At 71.1% G+C, this 16,317-nt stretch carries 12 protein-coding genes and 1 pseudogene; 2 read left to right on the top strand and 11 right to left on the bottom strand.

Annotated elements, in window-relative coordinates; genetic code table 11:
• Positions 1–94: 94 nt before the first annotated feature.
• From tpiA to D9V36_RS42285, 10 genes and pseudogenes are all read right to left on the bottom strand, one after another.
• Positions 95–871 carry a triose-phosphate isomerase gene (tpiA, locus tag D9V36_RS32930; RefSeq protein WP_129296976.1) on the bottom strand — a complete coding sequence of 259 codons (777 nt, stop codon included), beginning with the start codon at positions 869–871 and terminating at the stop codon, positions 95–97.
• Positions 872–876: 5 nt separating this feature from the next.
• Positions 877–2,079 (bottom strand): phosphoglycerate kinase, encoded by a 1,203-nt coding sequence (locus D9V36_RS32925; protein ID WP_129296975.1) that lies wholly within the window; start codon positions 2,077–2,079, stop codon positions 877–879.
• Positions 2,080–2,194: 115 nt separating this feature from the next.
• Positions 2,195–3,199 carry a type I glyceraldehyde-3-phosphate dehydrogenase gene (gene gap, locus D9V36_RS32920; RefSeq protein WP_129296974.1) on the bottom strand — a complete coding sequence of 335 codons (1,005 nt, stop codon included), beginning with the start codon at positions 3,197–3,199 and terminating at the stop codon, positions 2,195–2,197.
• Between the two features lie 255 nt (positions 3,200–3,454).
• Positions 3,455–4,444: a DNA-binding protein WhiA gene (gene whiA / locus D9V36_RS32915; RefSeq protein ID WP_018091880.1), complete on the bottom strand. Its 990-nt coding sequence runs from the start codon at positions 4,442–4,444 to the stop codon at positions 3,455–3,457.
• On the bottom strand, positions 4,435–5,496 hold the full coding sequence (locus D9V36_RS32910) for a gluconeogenesis factor YvcK family protein (RefSeq protein ID WP_129296973.1): 1,062 nt from the start codon (positions 5,494–5,496) through the stop codon (positions 4,435–4,437). Before D9V36_RS32910 ends, whiA begins: the two co-directional genes overlap by 10 nt.
• The gene (gene rapZ / locus D9V36_RS32905) at positions 5,493–6,437 is read right to left on the bottom strand and encodes an RNase adapter RapZ (protein ID WP_129296972.1); all 945 of its coding nucleotides are present in this window, start codon (positions 6,435–6,437) and stop codon (positions 5,493–5,495) included. The genes D9V36_RS32910 and rapZ overlap by 4 nt, the downstream gene beginning before the upstream one ends.
• Positions 6,434–8,635, bottom strand: coding sequence for an excinuclease ABC subunit UvrC (gene uvrC, locus D9V36_RS32900; protein WP_129296971.1), 2,202 nt, complete (start codon positions 8,633–8,635; stop codon positions 6,434–6,436). Before uvrC ends, rapZ begins: the two co-directional genes overlap by 4 nt.
• 230 nt (positions 8,636–8,865) lie before the next feature.
• Positions 8,866–9,507, bottom strand: a complete 642-nt coding sequence (locus tag D9V36_RS32895; protein ID WP_129296970.1) for a hypothetical protein — start codon at positions 9,505–9,507, stop codon at positions 8,866–8,868.
• Between the two features lie 401 nt (positions 9,508–9,908).
• Positions 9,909–10,322: a Rieske (2Fe-2S) protein gene (locus D9V36_RS42290; protein WP_088797136.1), complete on the bottom strand. Its 414-nt coding sequence runs from the start codon at positions 10,320–10,322 to the stop codon at positions 9,909–9,911.
• 159 nt (positions 10,323–10,481) lie between these two features.
• A pseudogene (locus D9V36_RS42285) lies at positions 10,482–10,622 on the bottom strand (alcohol dehydrogenase catalytic domain-containing protein); the annotation flags it as partial.
• 299 nt (positions 10,623–10,921) lie between these two features.
• Here D9V36_RS42285 and D9V36_RS32885 point away from each other — a divergent pair.
• Positions 10,922–11,968: a LacI family DNA-binding transcriptional regulator gene (locus tag D9V36_RS32885; RefSeq protein WP_129296968.1), complete on the top strand. Its 1,047-nt coding sequence runs from the start codon at positions 10,922–10,924 to the stop codon at positions 11,966–11,968.
• Entirely contained in the window at positions 11,965–12,990 is a 1,026-nt protein-coding gene (locus D9V36_RS32880; RefSeq protein WP_129296967.1) for a carbohydrate kinase family protein, read from the top strand. The genes D9V36_RS32885 and D9V36_RS32880 overlap by 4 nt, the downstream gene beginning before the upstream one ends.
• Before the next feature lie 159 nt (positions 12,991–13,149).
• Here the strand turns inward: D9V36_RS32880 and uvrA are convergent, their stop codons facing one another.
• Entirely contained in the window at positions 13,150–16,125 is a 2,976-nt protein-coding gene (uvrA, locus tag D9V36_RS32875) for an excinuclease ABC subunit UvrA (protein WP_129296966.1), read from the bottom strand.
• Positions 16,126–16,317 lie beyond the last annotated feature (192 nt).

The raw sequence follows: 16,317 nt of genomic DNA, 5'->3' as shown, positions 1-16,317 counted from the left end.
TATCGGTAACAAAGGGTGCGGGGCCGGGGGCGGTGCTGCTGCACCGGTCCCGGCCCCGACAGGGTACGACGAGGGCTCCCCCTCGTCATAGCTGCTACTGGTCGCGGAAGCGGACGATCTTCACGAACTCGTCCGCGTCCAGCGCCGCGCCGCCGATCAGCGCGCCGTCGACGTCGGGCTGCGCCATGATCGCGGCGACGTTGCCGGACTTGACCGAGCCGCCGTACTGGATGCGGACCTTGTCGGCCAGCTCCTGGCTGTAGAGCTCGGCGAGGCGGCCGCGGATGGCACCGCAGACCTCCTGCGCGTCCTCGGGGGTGGCGACCTCGCCGGTGCCGATGGCCCACACCGGCTCGTAGGCGATCACGATCGTCTCGGCCTGCTCGACCGGGACGTCCGCCAGACCGCCGTCGACCTGGGCGAGGGTGTGCGCGACCTGGTTGCCGGCCTTGCGCACGTCCAGGCCCTCGCCGACGCACAGGATCGGGGTGATGCCGTGCGTGAAGGCGGCCTTGACCTTGGCGTTGCAGATCTCTTCGTTCTCGCCGTGGTACTGGCGGCGCTCGCTGTGGCCGACGGCCACATACGCGCACTTGAGCTTGGCCAGCATCGCGCCGGAGATCTCACCGGTGTAGGCACCGGAGTCGTGCGCGGAGATGTCCTGGGCGCCGTACTTGATCTTGAGCTTGTCGCCGTCGACCAGCGTCTGCACCGAACGCAGGTCGGTGAAGGGCGGCAGCACCGCGACCTCCACGGCGTCGAAGTCCTTGTCGGCGAGGGCGAAGGCGAGCTTCTGGACGTGGGCGATGGCCTCGAGGTGGTTGAGGTTCATCTTCCAGTTGCCCGCCATCAGCGGGGTGCGGTCAGTCACGTTGTTCAGTCCTCCAGAGCGGCGAGGCCGGGCAGCGTCTTGCCTTCGAGGTATTCGAGGCTGGCGCCGCCGCCGGTCGAAATATGGCCGAATGCATTCTCGTCGAAGCCCAGCAGGCGCACGGCGGCGGCCGAGTCACCACCGCCGACGACGGTGAAGGCGTCCGAGTCCAGCAGTCCCTTCGCGACGGCCTCGGTGCCGCCGGCGTAGTCGGGGTGCTCGAAGACGCCCATCGGGCCGTTCCAGAAGACGGTGGCCGCGTCGGCGAGCTTCGCGGCGTAGAGCTCGCGGGTCTTCGGGCCGATGTCCAGGCCCTCCTTGTCGGCCGGGATGGCGTCCGCGGCGACGATGTCGGGGTGGGCCGGGGCCTTGGTCTTCAGGTCCGGGAACTCGGACGACACCAGGACGTCGACGGGGAGGACGAACTCCACACCGCGCTTCTCGGCCCGCGCCAGATACTCCAGGCAGGCCGGGACCTGGTCTTCCTGGAGCAGCGAGATGCCGACCTCGTGGCCCTTGGCCTTGAGGAAGGTGTACGCCATCCCGCCGCCGACCAGGATGCGGTCGGCCTTCTCGATCAGCTGGTCGATGACGGCGAGCTTGTCGGAGACCTTGGCGCCGCCGAGCACGACGGCGTAGGGGCGCTTGACGTCCTCGGTGAGCTTCTTCAGGACGCGCACCTCGGTGGCGATCAGATCGCCGGCGGCGTGCGGAAGGCGCCGGGGCAGGTCGTAGACCGAGGCGTGCTTGCGGTGCACGGCACCGAAGCCGTCGCCCACGTACAGGTCCGCGAGGGCGGCGAGACGGTCGGCGAAGGCGGCGCGCTCGGCGTCGTCCTTGCTGGTCTCGCCCGCGTTGAAGCGAAGGTTCTCCAGCACGGCCACCTGGCCGTCGGCCAGCGCGGCCGTCACGGACGCGGCGGACTCACCGACCGTGTCGGTCGCGAACGCCACGTCCTGCCCGAGGATTTCCCCCAGTCGCCCGGCGGCGGGAGCCAGCGAGAAGGCCGGGTCCGGGGCGCCCTTGGGACGGCCCAGGTGGGAGGCGACGATCACCCTGGCGCCGCGCTCGACGAGCTTGGCGATCGTCGGGGCAACGGCGCGGATCCGGCCGTCGTCGGTGATGGTGGTGCCGTCCAGCGGCACATTCAGGTCGGCGCGGACAAAGACCCGCTTACCGGCTACCTGGAGGTCGTCGATCGTCTTCATGAGGAATGACTCCATCACATGGGTCGGTCGGTCGCGGGACGGGGCTCGTGCGACGCCTCATCGCGTCACACGAGCCCCGTCCCCACATCTCGGTGTCCCGGGCGTCAGCCAGGGATCAGAGCTGGCCGCCGACGAAGGTGGTCAGGTCCACCAGGCGGTTGGAGTAGCCCCACTCGTTGTCGTACCAGCCGACGACCTTGACCTGCTTGCCCTGCGACATGGTCAACTGAGAGTCGAAGGTGCAGGAGGCCGGGAAGTTCACGATGTCCGAGGAGACGATCGGGTCCTCGGTGTACTCGAGGACACCCTTGAGCTGGCCCTCGGCGGCCTTCTGGAAGGCGGTGTTGATCTCGTCCTTGGTGACCTCACGGTCAAGCTCCAGGACCAGGTCGGTGACCGAGCCGGTGGGGACGGGCACGCGCATCGCGATGCCGTCCAGCTTGCCCTTGAGCTGCGGGAGGACCAGGGCGGTGGCCTTGGCGGCACCCGTCGAGGTCGGGATGATGTTCTCCGCGGCGGCGCGGGCGCGGCGCAGGTCGCTGTGCGGGAAGTCCAGGATGCGCTGGTCGTTGGTGTAGGCGTGGACCGTGGTCATCATGCCCTTGACGATGCCGAAGTTCTCGTCGAGAACCTTCGCCATCGGCGCCACACAGTTGGTGGTGCAGGAGGCATTGGAGATGACGTGGTGCTGAGCGGCGTCGTACTTGTCCTGGTTGACGCCCATCACGATGGTGATGTCCTCGTCCTTGGCGGGCGCCGAGATCAGGACCTTCTTGGCGCCGGCCGCGAGGTGCTTCTCGGCGTCGGCCTTCTTGGTGAAGATGCCGGTCGACTCGATGACGATGTCGGCGCCGAGCTCGGCCCACGGGAGGTTGGCCGGGTCGCGCTCGGCCATCGTTTTGAAGGTCTGGTTGCCGACCGTGATGCTGTCGTCGGTGTGGCTGACGGGCTGCTTGAGACGACCCAGGATGGTGTCGTACTTCAGCAGGTGAACCAGGGTGGCGTTGTCGGTCAGGTCGTTGACACCGACGATCTCGATGTCCGCGCCCTGCTCCAGGAGCGCGCGGAAGTAGTTGCGACCAATGCGGCCGAATCCGTTGATGCCTACGCGGATCGTCACGAACCGATCTCCTCGTTGGTACGCCGGCGCAGTTACCGGCGAGCTGTATGGGATGTCCCCGACCGCCTCCGACCCTACCCCCTGTAAGAGACGTACGTGACATTGACATCGACGCCAAAAGATGCTCAAGTGAGCGCCCTTCAGCCCCTCTGACGCACGCCCTGACGCGCCCCTCGGCGCCCCTGCACAAAGAGGCGCCCCCGGCGCCCGATACGGGCGCCGGGGGCGCAGATGAGCAAGGGCCGGGCTTTCGTTTCAGCCCACCATGCCTTCGGCAAGTTCCTCGGTGAGGTTGGACTCGGTGCCGGGGATGCCCAGGTCCTGGGCGCGCTTGTCGGCCATCGCCAGCAGCCGGCGGATCCGGCCGGCGACGGCGTCCTTGGTCAGCGGCGGGTCGGCGAGGGCACCCAGCTCCTCCAGGGACGCCTGTTTGTGCTCCATGCGCAGCCGGCCGGCCGCCGCGAGGTGCTCGGGGACCTCCTCGCCCAGGATCTCCAGGGCCCGCTGGACCCGGGCGCCCGCGGCGACCGCGGCGCGCGCCGAGCGGCGGAGGTTGGCGTCGTCGAAGTTGGCGAGGCGGTTGGCGGTGGCGCGCACCTCGCGGCGCATCCGCCGCTCCTCCCACGCCAGCACCGACTCATGCGCGCCGAGCCGCGTCAGCAGCGCGCCGATCGCATCACCGTCACGGACGACGACGCGGTCCACGCCGCGTACCTCACGGGCCTTGGCGCCGATGCCGAGCCGACGGGCGGCGCCGACCAGGGCGAGCGCCGCCTCGGGGCCGGGGCAGGTGACCTCCAGGGACGAGGAGCGGCCGGGCTCGGTCAGCGAGCCGTGGGCCAGGAAGGCGCCGCGCCAGGCCGCCTCGGCGTCGCAGGTCGCGCCCGAGACCACCTGTGGTGGCAGCCCGCGGATGGGGCGGCCGCGGCCGTCGACCAGACCGGTCTGGCGCGCCAGCTGATCGCCGCCGGCCACGACCCGTACGACATAGCGGCTGCCGCGCCGCAGGCCGCCGGGGGCCATCACCACCAGGTCGGAACTGTGCCCGAAGATCTCCAGGATGTCCTTGCGCAGCCGCCGGGCGGCGATGCCCGTGTCCAGCTCCGCCTCGATCACGATGCGCCCGCTGACCAGGTGCAGACCGCCCGCGAACCGCAGGATCGACGAGACCTCCGACTTCCGGCAGCAGGTCCGGGTGACGGGGAGCCGGGAGATTTCATCCTTCACCGCTGCCGTCATCGCCATGGGCCGATCCTTCCATGCATCCGAAAAATACGGTCGTACGCGGCTGCCAGCAGCTCCGGGTCGTGCCGGTCGGGGGCTCCCCCGGCGCTCGACCGGGCGTCGTCTCCTTGTGCGGCGACCGCCGCCAGCTCGACCTCGCTGCCGACCAGCTGCTTCGCGGCAACCGTCAGACCTTCGATGTCGGGCACGGCGGCCTTGTCGGCCAGCACCACGTCGAAGGCGAGTTTAGGGGCGTGTCGGGCCAAAACCTCCAAATGACGCTGCGGGGAGAAGCCATCGGTTTCGCCCGGTTGGGGCGCAAGGTTGAGCGAAAGGACCTTTCGGGCCTTGGTCTCCTCCAGCGCCTCGCGCAGCTCAGGCACCAGCAGATGCGGGATCACGGAGGAGAACCAGGAGCCCGGTCCGAGCACCACCCAATCGGCGTCACGTACGGCGGCGACCGCCTCGGGGACGGCCGGCGGTTCCTCGGGGACCACATGGACGGACTGCACCTCGCCGCGGGTGAGCGCGACGGTGGCCTGGCCGCGGACCGTGGTGATCGCGTCCGGCCGGCCCTCGTCATGGCCCTTGACCTGGGCCTGGAGTTCCAGGGGCACCGCCGACATGGGAAGTACCCGGCCGTGCGCGCCGAGCAGCTTGCCGACCAGGTCGAGCGCCTGGACATGGTCGCCGAGCTGTTCCCACAGCGCGACGATCAGCAGATTGCCGACCGCGTGGTCGTGCAGCTCGCCCTCGCTCGTGAAGCGGTGCTGGATCACCCGGGACCAGGTCTGGCCCCAGTCGTCGTCACCGCACAGCGCGGCCAGCGCCTTGCGCAGGTCGCCGGGCGGCAGGACACCCAGCTCGTCACGGAGGCGTCCGCTGGAGCCGCCGTCGTCGGCGACCGTGACGACGGCGGTGAGGTCGCCGGTGATACGGCGCAGCGCGGCCAGCGAGGCGGACAGCCCCATGCCGCCGCCCAGTGCCACCACCTTGGGGGTGGCCCCCTTCGTCATACGGCCGCTGGGAACGAAGCGCCGGACCTTGCGCAGCCGTGGCGCACGCCCGCTCATTCGCGCCCCATGTCCCGGTGGACGACGACGGTTTCCACCCCTTCGGAGACCAGCCGGCGGGCAAGCTTCTCGGACATCGCGACGCTGCGGTGCTTGCCGCCCGTGCAGCCCACGGCGATGGTCACATAGCGCTTGCCCTCACGGCGGTAGCCCTCGGCCACGATCCGCAGCAGCTCGGCGTAGCCGTCCAGGAACTCCTTGGAGCCCGGCTGGCTGAAGACGTAACTGGAGACCTCGTCGTTGAGACCCGTGAAGGGCCGCAGCTCGGGGACCCAGTGCGGGTTGGGGATGAAGCGGCAGTCGATGACCATGTCGGCGTCGACCGGAAGGCCGTACTTGAAGCCGAAGGACATGACCGTGGCGCGCAGCTCGGGGACCTCCTCGCCGGCGAACTGGGCGTCCATCTTGGCGCGGAGTTCATGGACGTTGAGGCTGGAGGTGTCGATGACCAGGTCGGCGTCGCCGCGCAGCTCGCGCAGCAGATCCCGCTCGGCGGCGATGCCGTCGACGATCCGGCCGTCGCCCTGCAGGGGGTGCGGGCGGCGCACCGATTCGAAGCGGCGCACCAGGGCCTCGTCGGAGGACTCCAGGAAGACGATGCGGCGCTTGACGTTCTGCGCGTCGAGGGTGGCCAGCGACTCCTTGAGGTTGGCGAAGAAGCGGCGGCCGCGGACGTCGACGACGACCGCGATCCGGGCGACGTTGCCCTGCGAGCGGGCGCCCAGCTCGACCATCGGCGCGATCAGCTCGGGCGGGATGTTGTCGACGACGAACCAGCCGAGGTCCTCCAGACACTTCGCGGCCGTACTGCGGCCGGCGCCGGACATCCCGGAGATGATCACCAACTCGGGGATCGCGGCGCTCTCGCCCTGGTCGGTCGTGCCCGTGCTCACCTGTGCACCGTCTCTCTCGGGTTCCTGCGCTTCATGCGGTGTACTCATCGTTCCTGCCCCCGTTCTGCCGACAACGCGGCCGGCGGGGCCCCGTCATCTTCCATGATCTCTCCTGTGGCGGTGTTCACCGCGGGAGCGGACGGCGCCGCCCCCGCCAGTGCCGCGGCGACCGTCTGTGCGGTCTTGCGGCCGACGCCCGGGACCTCGCAGATCTCGTCGACGGTCGCGGCCCGCAGCTTCTTCACCGAGCCGAAGTGCTTGAGCAGCGCCTGGCGGCGGGTGTCGCCGAGGCCGGCGACGGCGTCGAGCGGCGAGGACTTCAGCCGCTTGCCGCGCTTGCTGCGCTGGTAGGTGATCGCGAAGCGGTGCGCCTCGTCGCGGACGCGCTGGAGGAGGTAAAGGCCCTCACTGCTGCGCGGCAGCACGACCGGGTCGTCGTCCTCGGGCAGCCAGACCTCTTCGAGGCGCTTGGCCAGGCCGCACACGGCGACATCGTCGATGCCGAGCTCGTCCAGTGCCCGGCGGGCGGCCGCGACCTGCGGGGCGCCGCCGTCGACGACCACGAGCTGGGGCGGGTAGGCGAAGCGCTTGGGGCGGCCGTCCTCGTCGGTCGGGCGGCCGGCCATGGGGTCCGGCTCCGGCTCGTCGGGGTGCGTGGTGACGATGCCGGTGCCGGGGACGATGCCGGTGCCGGTGCCGGGAACGATGCCGGGGGTGATGCCGCCGGTGCCGTCCGTGGCCGCGGTGCCGTTGGTGACGTCGGCGGCGGCTCCGGTCCCGGCGGTGACGCCGTTGTCGTCCACGCGGGCGTCGGCGGACGGCTCCTGGGTCCACTCACCGGACTTCTGCTTCTCCTGGAGGTAGCGCTTGAAGCGGCGGCCGATGACCTCGTGCATGGACCGGACATCGTCCTGGCCCTGGAAGGTCTTGATCTGGAAGCGGCGGTATTCGCTCTTCCGGGCGAGGCCGTCCTCGAAGACCACCATCGAGGCGACCACGTCATCGCCCTGGAGGTGGGAGATGTCGAAGCACTCGATGCGCAGCGGCACCGCATCCAGGCCCAGGGCCCCGGCGATCTCCTCCAGGGCGCGGGAGCGGGTGGTGAGGTCGGAGGCGCGCTTGGTCTTGTGCAGCGCCAGGGCCTGCTGGGCGTTGCGGCCGACCGTGACCATCAGGTCCTTCTTGTCGCCGCGCTGCGGGATGCGCAGCGAGACCTGGGAGCCGCGACGCTCGGAGAGCCACTGCGCGATCGGCTCGACGGGCTCGGGGAGCGCCGGGACCAGGACCTCCTTGGGGACGGCGTCGCCCCGCTCCTCGCCGTAGAGCTGCTGGAGGGCGTGCTCGACGAGACCGCTGGTGGTGACGGCCTCCACCTTGTCCGTCACCCAGCCCCGCTGACCGCGCACCCGGCCGCCGCGGACGTGGAAGATCTGGACGGCGGCTTCGAGTTCGTCCTCGGCGAGGGCGATCAGATCGGCGTCGGTGGCGTCGGCGAGCACCACGGCGCTCTTCTCCATGGCCCGCTTGAGCGCCCCTATGTCATCACGCAGCCGCGCGGCGCGTTCGTACTCCATCTCCTCGGCGGCCTCCTGCATCTGCCGCTCCAGTCGGCGGAGGTAGGCGCCGGTCCGGCCGGCCATGAAGTCGCAGAACTCCTCGGCGAGTTCGCGGTGTTCCTCGGCGGAGACCCGTCCGACGCAGGGCGCCGAGCACTTGCCGATGTAGCCGAGCAGACAGGGGCGGCCGATCTGGGCGGAGCGCTTGAAGACACCGGCGGAGCACGTCCGTACGGGGAAGACCCGCAGCATCAGGTCGACGGTCTCGCGGATGGCCCAGGCATGGCCGTACGGACCGAAGTAGCGCACGCCCTTCTTCTTGGCGCCGCGCATGACCTGGGCGCGCGGGAATTCCTCGTTGAGGGTCACCGCGAGGTACGGATAGCTCTTGTCGTCACGGTACTTGACGTTGAAGCGCGGGTCGAATTCCTTGATCCAGCTGTATTCGAGCTGAAGCGCCTCGACCTCGGTGGAGACGACGGTCCACTCCACGGAAGCCGCGGTGGTGACCATCGTGCGCGTACGCGGATGGAGGCCGGCCAGGTCCTGGAAGTAGTTGGCCAGGCGCTGGCGCAGGCTCTTGGCCTTGCCGACGTAGATGACCCGGCCGTGTTCGTCGCGGAACTTATAGACCCCCGGCGAGTCGGGGATCTGTCCCGGCTTGGGTCGATAGCTGCTGGGGTCTGCCATGCACACCACCCTACTGACCGGGACCGACAATCACCGTTCCCCGGCCATTCCCGGCCCCGGCCCGGTGGCGCGGGCGGCGGGCAGCGGGCGACGGGCGGCGGGGCGACGGGCCGGGGGGGGAACGGCAAGGCGGGAGGGCAGGAGGCGGCTTGAGCGCCGTACCGACGGCATGTGACGGCCAGGCGGACCCGTCAGGCGAGTCGGCCAGGCGGACCCGTCAGGCGGACCCGTCAGGCGCTGCGCCGCCCGCGCAGCGCCGCCGAGGCGGACAGCCCCAGCGCGAGCAGGGCGGCGGCGCCCGCCACGCTCGTGGCGGCGGTCACCGGCAGGCTGTCGCCCGCGAACGCACCCGCCGTGACGGGCCGCGGAGCGCGGGGCTCCCGGTCCTCGGGCGGGGCCGCGGCCGCCGGCCCGTCGCCGCCGGCCGCGCCGCGCCGGTCGTACACGGAGCCGGGGAGCTTGCCCCCGTAAGCCCTCGCCACCCTCTCCCGGTAGGCGGCGACGGTGATCCCGTGCGCGCCGACGGCCCTGCGGGCATCCGCGTCCAGTGGCTCGATCCGGTCGCCGTGCCGCACGTACCAGGCGTCGGCCTGCGGCTCGTGGCAGACCGTTCCGCCCTTCACCGGCGCGACCCCGGCCCCGGCCTCGGCCGCGGTGTAGCGGGCGAGGACGTCCGTGGCTGCGGGAGCGGTGGCCGCCGCGCGGGCGGCGGTGGCGCTCGCCGGGGCCGGGGTCCGGGTCCGGAGGACGGGTGCGGGCACGGGCGCGGGTGCGGCCAGGGCGAGGTGCGGAGTGAGGGCGAGGAGGGCCGTGAGGGACGTGCCGGTGGCGACGGCGCGAAGGGCGGTGCGGACGGCGGGGCGCTTCGTCATGCCCCCAGGCTCCTATCCAGTACAGGGAGTGTGTCCAGGAGAAGGAGTTGCCGTTCACGTAGTAGTCGAAATCGTCCCAGTTGTAGCGATTATTGGTCGACCATGGATCATCCTGGTGCACCCACTGGCAATCCGTGTCATATCCGTGGATCACATGCACAGGGCGACTGCCGGAGGACCGCGTGACCCGGGTCCTGACGGGCCGACCGGCGCCGGTCTCGCCCCGCATACCGCCCCGCATGCCGCCCTGGCAGAGCCAACTGGCCACGTACGAAGCGGAGTTGCGGCGCTCGCCCGGTGCGGCGTCACCCCCGTGGTGTCCGGCCCGAGTTACCGGCAGCAGGGCGCGAGGCGGCACCCGCGCCACGAGTCGCTGCGGGCGGCGCCGGCGGGCCGGCGCCTCAGCCCGCGATCAGCTTGCCGCCCTCGGCCTTGACCGGGACCTCGGGCAGCGGTTCGGCCGCCGGCCCCTGGATGACCTTGCCGGTGGTGACGTCGAAGCGGCTGCCGTGGCAGGGGCAGCTGCCCTCCTTCTTCTCGACCTCGGCGAGGATGCAGCCGGCGTGGGTGCACTTGGCGCTGAAGCATTTGTAGGTGCCCTTGGCGGGCTGCGAGACGACGAGCCGGTCCTCGCGGTAGAGCTTGGCGCCGCCGACCGGCACCGCGGCGGCGGATCCGAGGTCGACCGGTTCGGCGGGCTTCGCCGGGGCGTTCGCGCCCGAGTCCCCGGGCGAGCAGGCCGCCAGGCCGAAGCCGGCGGCGCCGGCGAGCGCGGCCCCCCGCAGCACGGTCCGGCGGGCGGGGGGCTGACTCATGGCTGCTCCAGAGGTCACGGCATCAGTGGGGGGGGCGGCTCCCGACGATACCGGCACAGACCGCTCCGCTTCCGGCCGGGCCGGGCGTCCCCGCAGCAGGTCCTGTTGGCAGGCACCCCACGGCATGCTGGGGTCGACGGCGCCCCGGTCCCCGACCGCCCGGCCGGTCACCGCCGCGCTCACCGCCTCGATCTCGCCGGCCAGCTCGTGCCCGGGCACCAGCGGATGGACCACGGCGGGCAGCTCACCGCCGAGGAGGCGCCTATCGGTGCCGCACAGCCCACAGGACGTGACGCGCACAACCACCTCATCGGGGTCCGGGCGCGGATCGGGCGGGGATCGGGCGGGGATCGGGCAGCTCGGTGACAGCGATGCCGCCCCCCTTGCCCGGTGCGGTGGCCACGAGAGCGCGCATCGGCGCCTCTCACGACGTCGTGCGGGATGGCGATGCCGGGAAGGCAGCTTGGACGTAAACGCTTGCGCAAGCGTTTACGTTTGCGGTCGGATGCTCGTAATGTGGGGGACTTCGCGGGACGGGGCCGTGGGAGGCCGCGGTGCCGACGGGGTGCCGCACGCTCGGGGAGGAGAGGCAGAGCCGGATGACGACGATGACGGATGTGGCACGGCGTGCGGGGGTCTCCGTCGCCACGGTCTCGCACGTGCTGAACGACACCCGTCCGGTGCGGCCCGGCACCCGCGCCGCGGTGCTCGGCGCCATCGACGAGCTCGGCTACACTCCCAACACCCTGGCCCGCTCCCTGGTCACCTCCCGCACCCGCTCGATCGGCCTGGCGGTCTCCGCGATCAGCAACCCGTACTTCACCGAGATCCTCCAGGGGGTCGAGGCCCGCGCCCTGGAGGCCGGCTACAGCCTGTTGATCACCGATCCGCACGACGACCCGCGGCACGAGCGCAAGGTCGTCCAGCTGCTCCACGAGCGGCGCGTGGACGGCATGATCGTGGCGCCGTCCGCGGAGCCCGCCGGGATGGTGGAGTACCTGGCCCGCCGCGAGGTGCCCACCGTGTTCCTGGACCGGCTGGTCGGCGACGACCATGACCAGGTGTGCGCGGAGAACGCCGGCCCGGTGCGTCAACTGGTCGGGCATCTGGCCGAGTCGGGGCACACCAGGATCGGCCTGGTCGCCGGTCTTCCCGGCCTGAGCACGACCACCGAACGGGTCCAGGGCTACCGCGAGGGGCTGCGCGCCCACGGCCTGCCCTTCGCGCCCGAGCTCCTCGCCGGCGGCAACTCCGAGGCGGCGGGCGCCGAGGTCGCCACCCGCCGGCTGCTGGCCGCTCCCGAACCACCCACCGCGCTCATCACCGCCAACAACGCGATGACCATCGGCACCCTCCGGGCCCTGCGCGAACTCGGCCTGGAGGTACCCCGCGACATCGCGCTGGCCTGCTTCGACGACTTCTCGTGGGCCGATCTCTTCACGCCCCGGCTGACCGCGATCGCGCAGCCCAGCAAGGACATCGGGGCGGCGGCGGTCCGGCTGCTGCTGGAGCGCCTGGCCCAGCCGGACCGGCCGCCGCGCACCGTCCGCCTCCCCTGCACCTTGGTGCACCGTACGTCGTGCGGCTGCGCCGAAACCGCCCCGGCCACGCCCCCGGCCGCCCAGGAAAGGAACCCCATCCCGTGATCGTCGTCGCCGGCGAGGCGCTGATCGACCTCGTCCCCAGCCCGCAGGACACTCCTCCTTCCCCGGAGGGCACGGGCGGGAACCCCGCCTCGGACGACCGGTTGCCGGCGCTGCTGCCGCGGCGCGGCGGCGGTCCGTACAACACCGCGGTCGCGCTGGGACGGCTGGGTTCGCCGGCCGCGTTCTGCTCCCGGATCTCGACCGACAGCTTCGGCCAGGCGCTGCTCCAGGGGCTGGTCGGCGGCGGTGTCGACACCTCCTTGGTGCAGCGCGGCAGCGAGCCGACGACCCTCGCCGTGGCGGACATCAGCCCGGACGGGTCGGCGGGCTACGGCTTCTACGCCGACGGCACCGCCGACCGGCTCTTCACCCTGCCGCCCGCACTGCCCGCCGGGGTCCGTGCGCTCTCCCTGGGCACCTGCTCGCTCGTCCTGGAACCGGGCGCGAGTGCGTACGAGTCCCTGCTGCGGCGTGAGGCCCGGCGCGGCATCTTCACGGCGCTCGACCCCAACATCCGGCCGGGGCTGATCCCGGACCCGGACGCCTACCGGGCCCGCTTCCTCTCCTGGCTCCCCGACCTCGCCCTGCTGAAGCTGTCGGAGGAGGACGCGCTGTGGCTGGCCGGGGCCGGTACCGGGGACGGCGCGGCGCCGGGCGGCACGGCCCCGGACGACACGTGGCAGGCGGTCGCCGCGGCGGCGCGGGAATGGCTGGCGGCGGGGCCGGCCGCGATCGTGCTGACCCGTGGGGGCGACGGTCTGACGGTGCTGAGGCGCGGCGGCGGTGAGCTGGCGGTCCCCGGCGAGCGGGTCACCGTCGTCGACACCATCGGTGCCGGCGACACGGTCAACGCCGCGCTCCTGCACCGCCTGGACGCCCATGACGCCCTCTCGTACGCCGCCGTGGCCGCCCTCGGCGACGACGACTGGCGCGACATCCTGCGCTTCGCCGCCCGCGCGGCCGCCGTCACCTGCTCCCGCGCGGGAGCGGAACCGCCGTTCGCCGCGGAGTTGGCGGCGTAGGGGACATTGGCGGCGTAGCAACGGTGCGGGCCGCCACCGCTTCCCCGTACGGAGAGCGATGACGGCCCGGCGGGACGCGCCCGGCGGGAAGCGCCCGGCGGGACGCGCCCGGCGGGAAGCGCCCGGCGGGAAGCGCCCGGCGGGAAGCGTCCGGCGGTGTCAGGTGGCCTTGCGGGCCCGGGCCGTCGTCTTCTTGGCCGCGGGCGCGCTCTTCTTGGCGGCCGTCTTCTTTGCCGTGGCCTTCTTGGCCGCCGGCTTCTTCGCGGTGGCCCCCACCGGCGCGGCATCGCTGACGCGGTCGCCGAGGATTTCCCGCAGGAACTTGCCGGTGTGGCTGGCCGGGATCGAGGCGACACCCTCCGGGGTGCCCTCGGCGACGACCAGACCGCCGCCGTTGCCGCCTTCGGGGCCCATGTCGACGACCCAGTCCGCCGTCTTGATCACATCGAGGTTGTGCTCGATGACGATCACCGTGTTGCCCTTGTCCACCAGGCCGGACAGCACCTTGATCAGCTTGCTGATGTCGTCGAAGTGCAGACCGGTGGTCGGCTCGTCGAGAACGTAGACGGTGCTGCCCGTCGAGCGCTTCTGGAGCTCGCTGGCCAGCTTGACGCGCTGCGCCTCACCACCGGAGAGCGTCGGCGCGGACTGGCCGAGCCGGACGTACCCGAGGCCGACCTCGTTGAGCGTCTTGAGATGCCGGGAAATGGTCGGCACCGCCTCGAAGAAGCTCAGGGCCTCCTCGATGGGCATGTCCAGCACCTCGGCGATGGACTTGCCCTTGTAGTGGACCTCCAGCGTCTCCCGGTTGTAGCGCGCACCGTGGCAGACCTCGCACGGCACATACACGTCCGGCAGGAAGTTCATCTCGATCTTGATCGTGCCGTCGCCGGAGCAGTTCTCGCAGCGGCCGCCCTTGACGTTGAAGGAGAAGCGCCCCGGCAGATAGCCGCGGACCTTGGCCTCCATCGTCTCCGCGAAGAGCTTGCGGACATGATCGAAGACGCCGGTGTAGGTGGCCGGGTTGGAGCGCGGGGTCCGGCCGATCGGCGACTGGTCGACATGCACGACCTTGTCCACCAGGTCATCGCCGGCCACCCGGGTGTGCCGTCCCGGGACCGACTTGGCGCCGTTCAGCTCGCGCGCCAGGTGGGTGTAGAGGATGTCGTTGACCAGCGTCGATTTACCGGATCCGGAGACGCCGGTGACGGCGGTGAACACGCCGAGCGGGAAGGAGACGTCGATGTCGCGGAGGTTGTTCTCCTTCGCGCCGTGGACCGTCAGCTGCCGCGACGGGTCGGCCGGCCGCCGGATGTCCGGGGTCGCGATGACCTTCTTGCCGGAGAGGTACTGGCCGGTGATCGACTCCTTGGTGGCCAGCAGCTGCTTCATCGGGCCGCTGTGCACGACCTTGCCGCCGTGCTCGCCCGCGCCGGGGCCGATGTCCACGACCCAGTCCGCGACCTTGATGGTGTCCTCGTCGTGCTCGACGACGATCAGGGTGTTGCCCATGTCGCGCAGCCGCACCAGGGTCTCGATCAGCCGGTGGTTGTCGCGCTGGTGCAGACCGATCGACGGCTCGTCGAGGACGTAGAGCACGCCCACCAGGCCGGAGCCGATCTGGGTGGCGAGGCGGATGCGCTGGGCCTCGCCGCCGGAGAGGGTGCCGGCCGCGCGGTTCAGCGAGAGGTAGTCCAGGCCGACGTCGACCAGGAACTTCAGCCGCTCGTTGACCTCCTTGAGGACCCGCTCGGCGATCTTCTTCTCGCGGGCGGTGAGCTTCATGTCCCGCAGGAAGTCGGCGCAGTCGCTGATCGACATGGCCGCGACCTCGGCGATCGACCTCTCCTGGACCGTCACGGCGAGCACGATCGGCTTCAGCCGGGTGCCCTCACAGGTCGGGCAGGGCACCTCGCGCATATAGCCCTCGAAGCGCTCCCGGCTGGTGTCGCTCTCCGCCTCGGAGTGCCGCCGCTTGACGAACGGGACGGCGCCCTCGAAGGGGGTGGTGTAGGCCCGCTGACGGCCGTACCGGTTGCGGTAGCGCACCTCGATCTGGGTCTTGTGGCCGTTCAGCAGCGCCTTCTTGGCGCGGGCCGGCAGCCCGGCCCAGGGGATGTCCGTACGGAATCCGAGGGCGTCCGCCAGCGCGCCCACCAGACGGCCGAAGTACTCCTTGGTGTGGCCGTGCGACCAGGGGTGGATGGCGCCCTCGTCGAGGGAGCGGTCCTCGTCGGGGACGATCAGGTCGGGGTCGACCTCCATGCGCGTACCGATGCCGGTGCAGTCCGGGCAGGCGCCGAAGGGCGAGTTGAAGGAGAAGGAGCGGGGCTCCAGCTCCTCGAAGGAGAGGTCGTCGTAGGCGCAGTACAGATGCTCCGAGTACATCCGCTCGCGCTGCGGGTCGTCCGCGTCCAGATCGACGAAGTCGAGGATGACCATGCCGCCGGAGAGCCCGAGGGCGGTCTCGACGGAGTCGGTCAGCCGGCGCTTGGCGGTCTCCTTGACCGTGAGGCGGTCGACGACCACCTCGATGGTGTGCTTCTCCTGCTTCTTCAGCTTCGGGGGCTCGGAGAGCTGGATCGTCTCCCCGTCGACCCGGGCCCGGCTGTAGCCCTTCGTCTGGAGGTCGGAGAAGAGATCGACGAACTCGCCCTTGCGCTCGCGCACCAGGGGGGAGAGCACCTGGAAGCGGCTGCCCTCGGGGAGTTCGAGCACCTTGTCGACGATCGCCTGCGGCGACTGCCGGGCGATCGGCCGCCCGCACTCGGGGCAGTGCGGCTTGCCGATACGGGCGAAAAGCAGACGGAGGTAGTCATAGACCTCGGTGATCGTGCCGACCGTCGAGCGGGGGTTGCGCGACGTCGATTTCTGGTCGATCGACACCGCGGGGGACAGGCCCTCGATGAAGTCCACATCGGGCTTGTCCATCTGCCCGAGGAACTGCCGGGCGTAGGAGGAGAGCGACTCGACATAACGCCGCTGCCCCTCGGCGAAGATCGTGTCGAAGGCGAGCGAGGACTTGCCCGACCCGGAGAGCCCCGTGAAGACGATGAGGGAGTCGCGGGGGAGGTCGAGCGAGACGTTCTTGAGGTTGTGCTCGCGAGCGCCACGGACGATGAGACGGTCGGCCACGCCGGTCGGCACCTTTCTTGGAGGGGGCGGGGGCCGCGGCTCTGCGTCCGCCGCGCGGTGGGTGAGCAGAGGCGACGGAGCGGAGCGGAGCCCCCGCCCCAGGGTATGGGGCCCGCCGCGGCACTGTCTTTGGGATGCCACACACGAGCTTATAGCACGCGCATTCGATTTAGGGGTATCGCAAGCCCTCTT

It is taken from the genome of Streptomyces lydicus (assembly GCF_004125265.1).
In the GTDB taxonomy this organism is placed as follows: domain Bacteria; phylum Actinomycetota; class Actinomycetes; order Streptomycetales; family Streptomycetaceae; genus Streptomyces; species Streptomyces lydicus_C.
The sequence above is the reverse complement of the archived record's forward strand: the minus strand, read 5'-3'. Positions and strand labels throughout refer to the sequence as shown.

What these genes read in the sequence shown, in the direction of transcription:
- rapZ (WP_129296972.1), bottom strand. Translation starts at nt 6,437, where the DNA reads ATGAGTACACCGCATGAAGCGCAGGAACCCGAGAGAGACGGTGCACAG.
- D9V36_RS32925 (WP_129296975.1), bottom strand. Translation starts at nt 2,079, where the DNA reads ATGAAGACGATCGACGACCTCCAGGTAGCCGGTAAGCGGGTCTTTGTC.
- D9V36_RS42290 (WP_088797136.1), bottom strand. Translation starts at nt 10,322, where the DNA reads ATGAGTCAGCCCCCCGCCCGCCGGACCGTGCTGCGGGGGGCCGCGCTC.
- D9V36_RS32910 (WP_129296973.1), bottom strand. Translation starts at nt 5,496, where the DNA reads ATGAGCGGGCGTGCGCCACGGCTGCGCAAGGTCCGGCGCTTCGTTCCC.
- D9V36_RS32895 (WP_129296970.1), bottom strand. Translation starts at nt 9,507, where the DNA reads ATGACGAAGCGCCCCGCCGTCCGCACCGCCCTTCGCGCCGTCGCCACC.
- whiA (WP_018091880.1), bottom strand. Translation starts at nt 4,444, where the DNA reads ATGGCGATGACGGCAGCGGTGAAGGATGAAATCTCCCGGCTCCCCGTC.
- uvrC (WP_129296971.1), bottom strand. Translation starts at nt 8,635, where the DNA reads ATGGCAGACCCCAGCAGCTATCGACCCAAGCCGGGACAGATCCCCGAC.
- D9V36_RS32885 (WP_129296968.1), top strand. Translation starts at nt 10,922, where the DNA reads ATGACGACGATGACGGATGTGGCACGGCGTGCGGGGGTCTCCGTCGCC.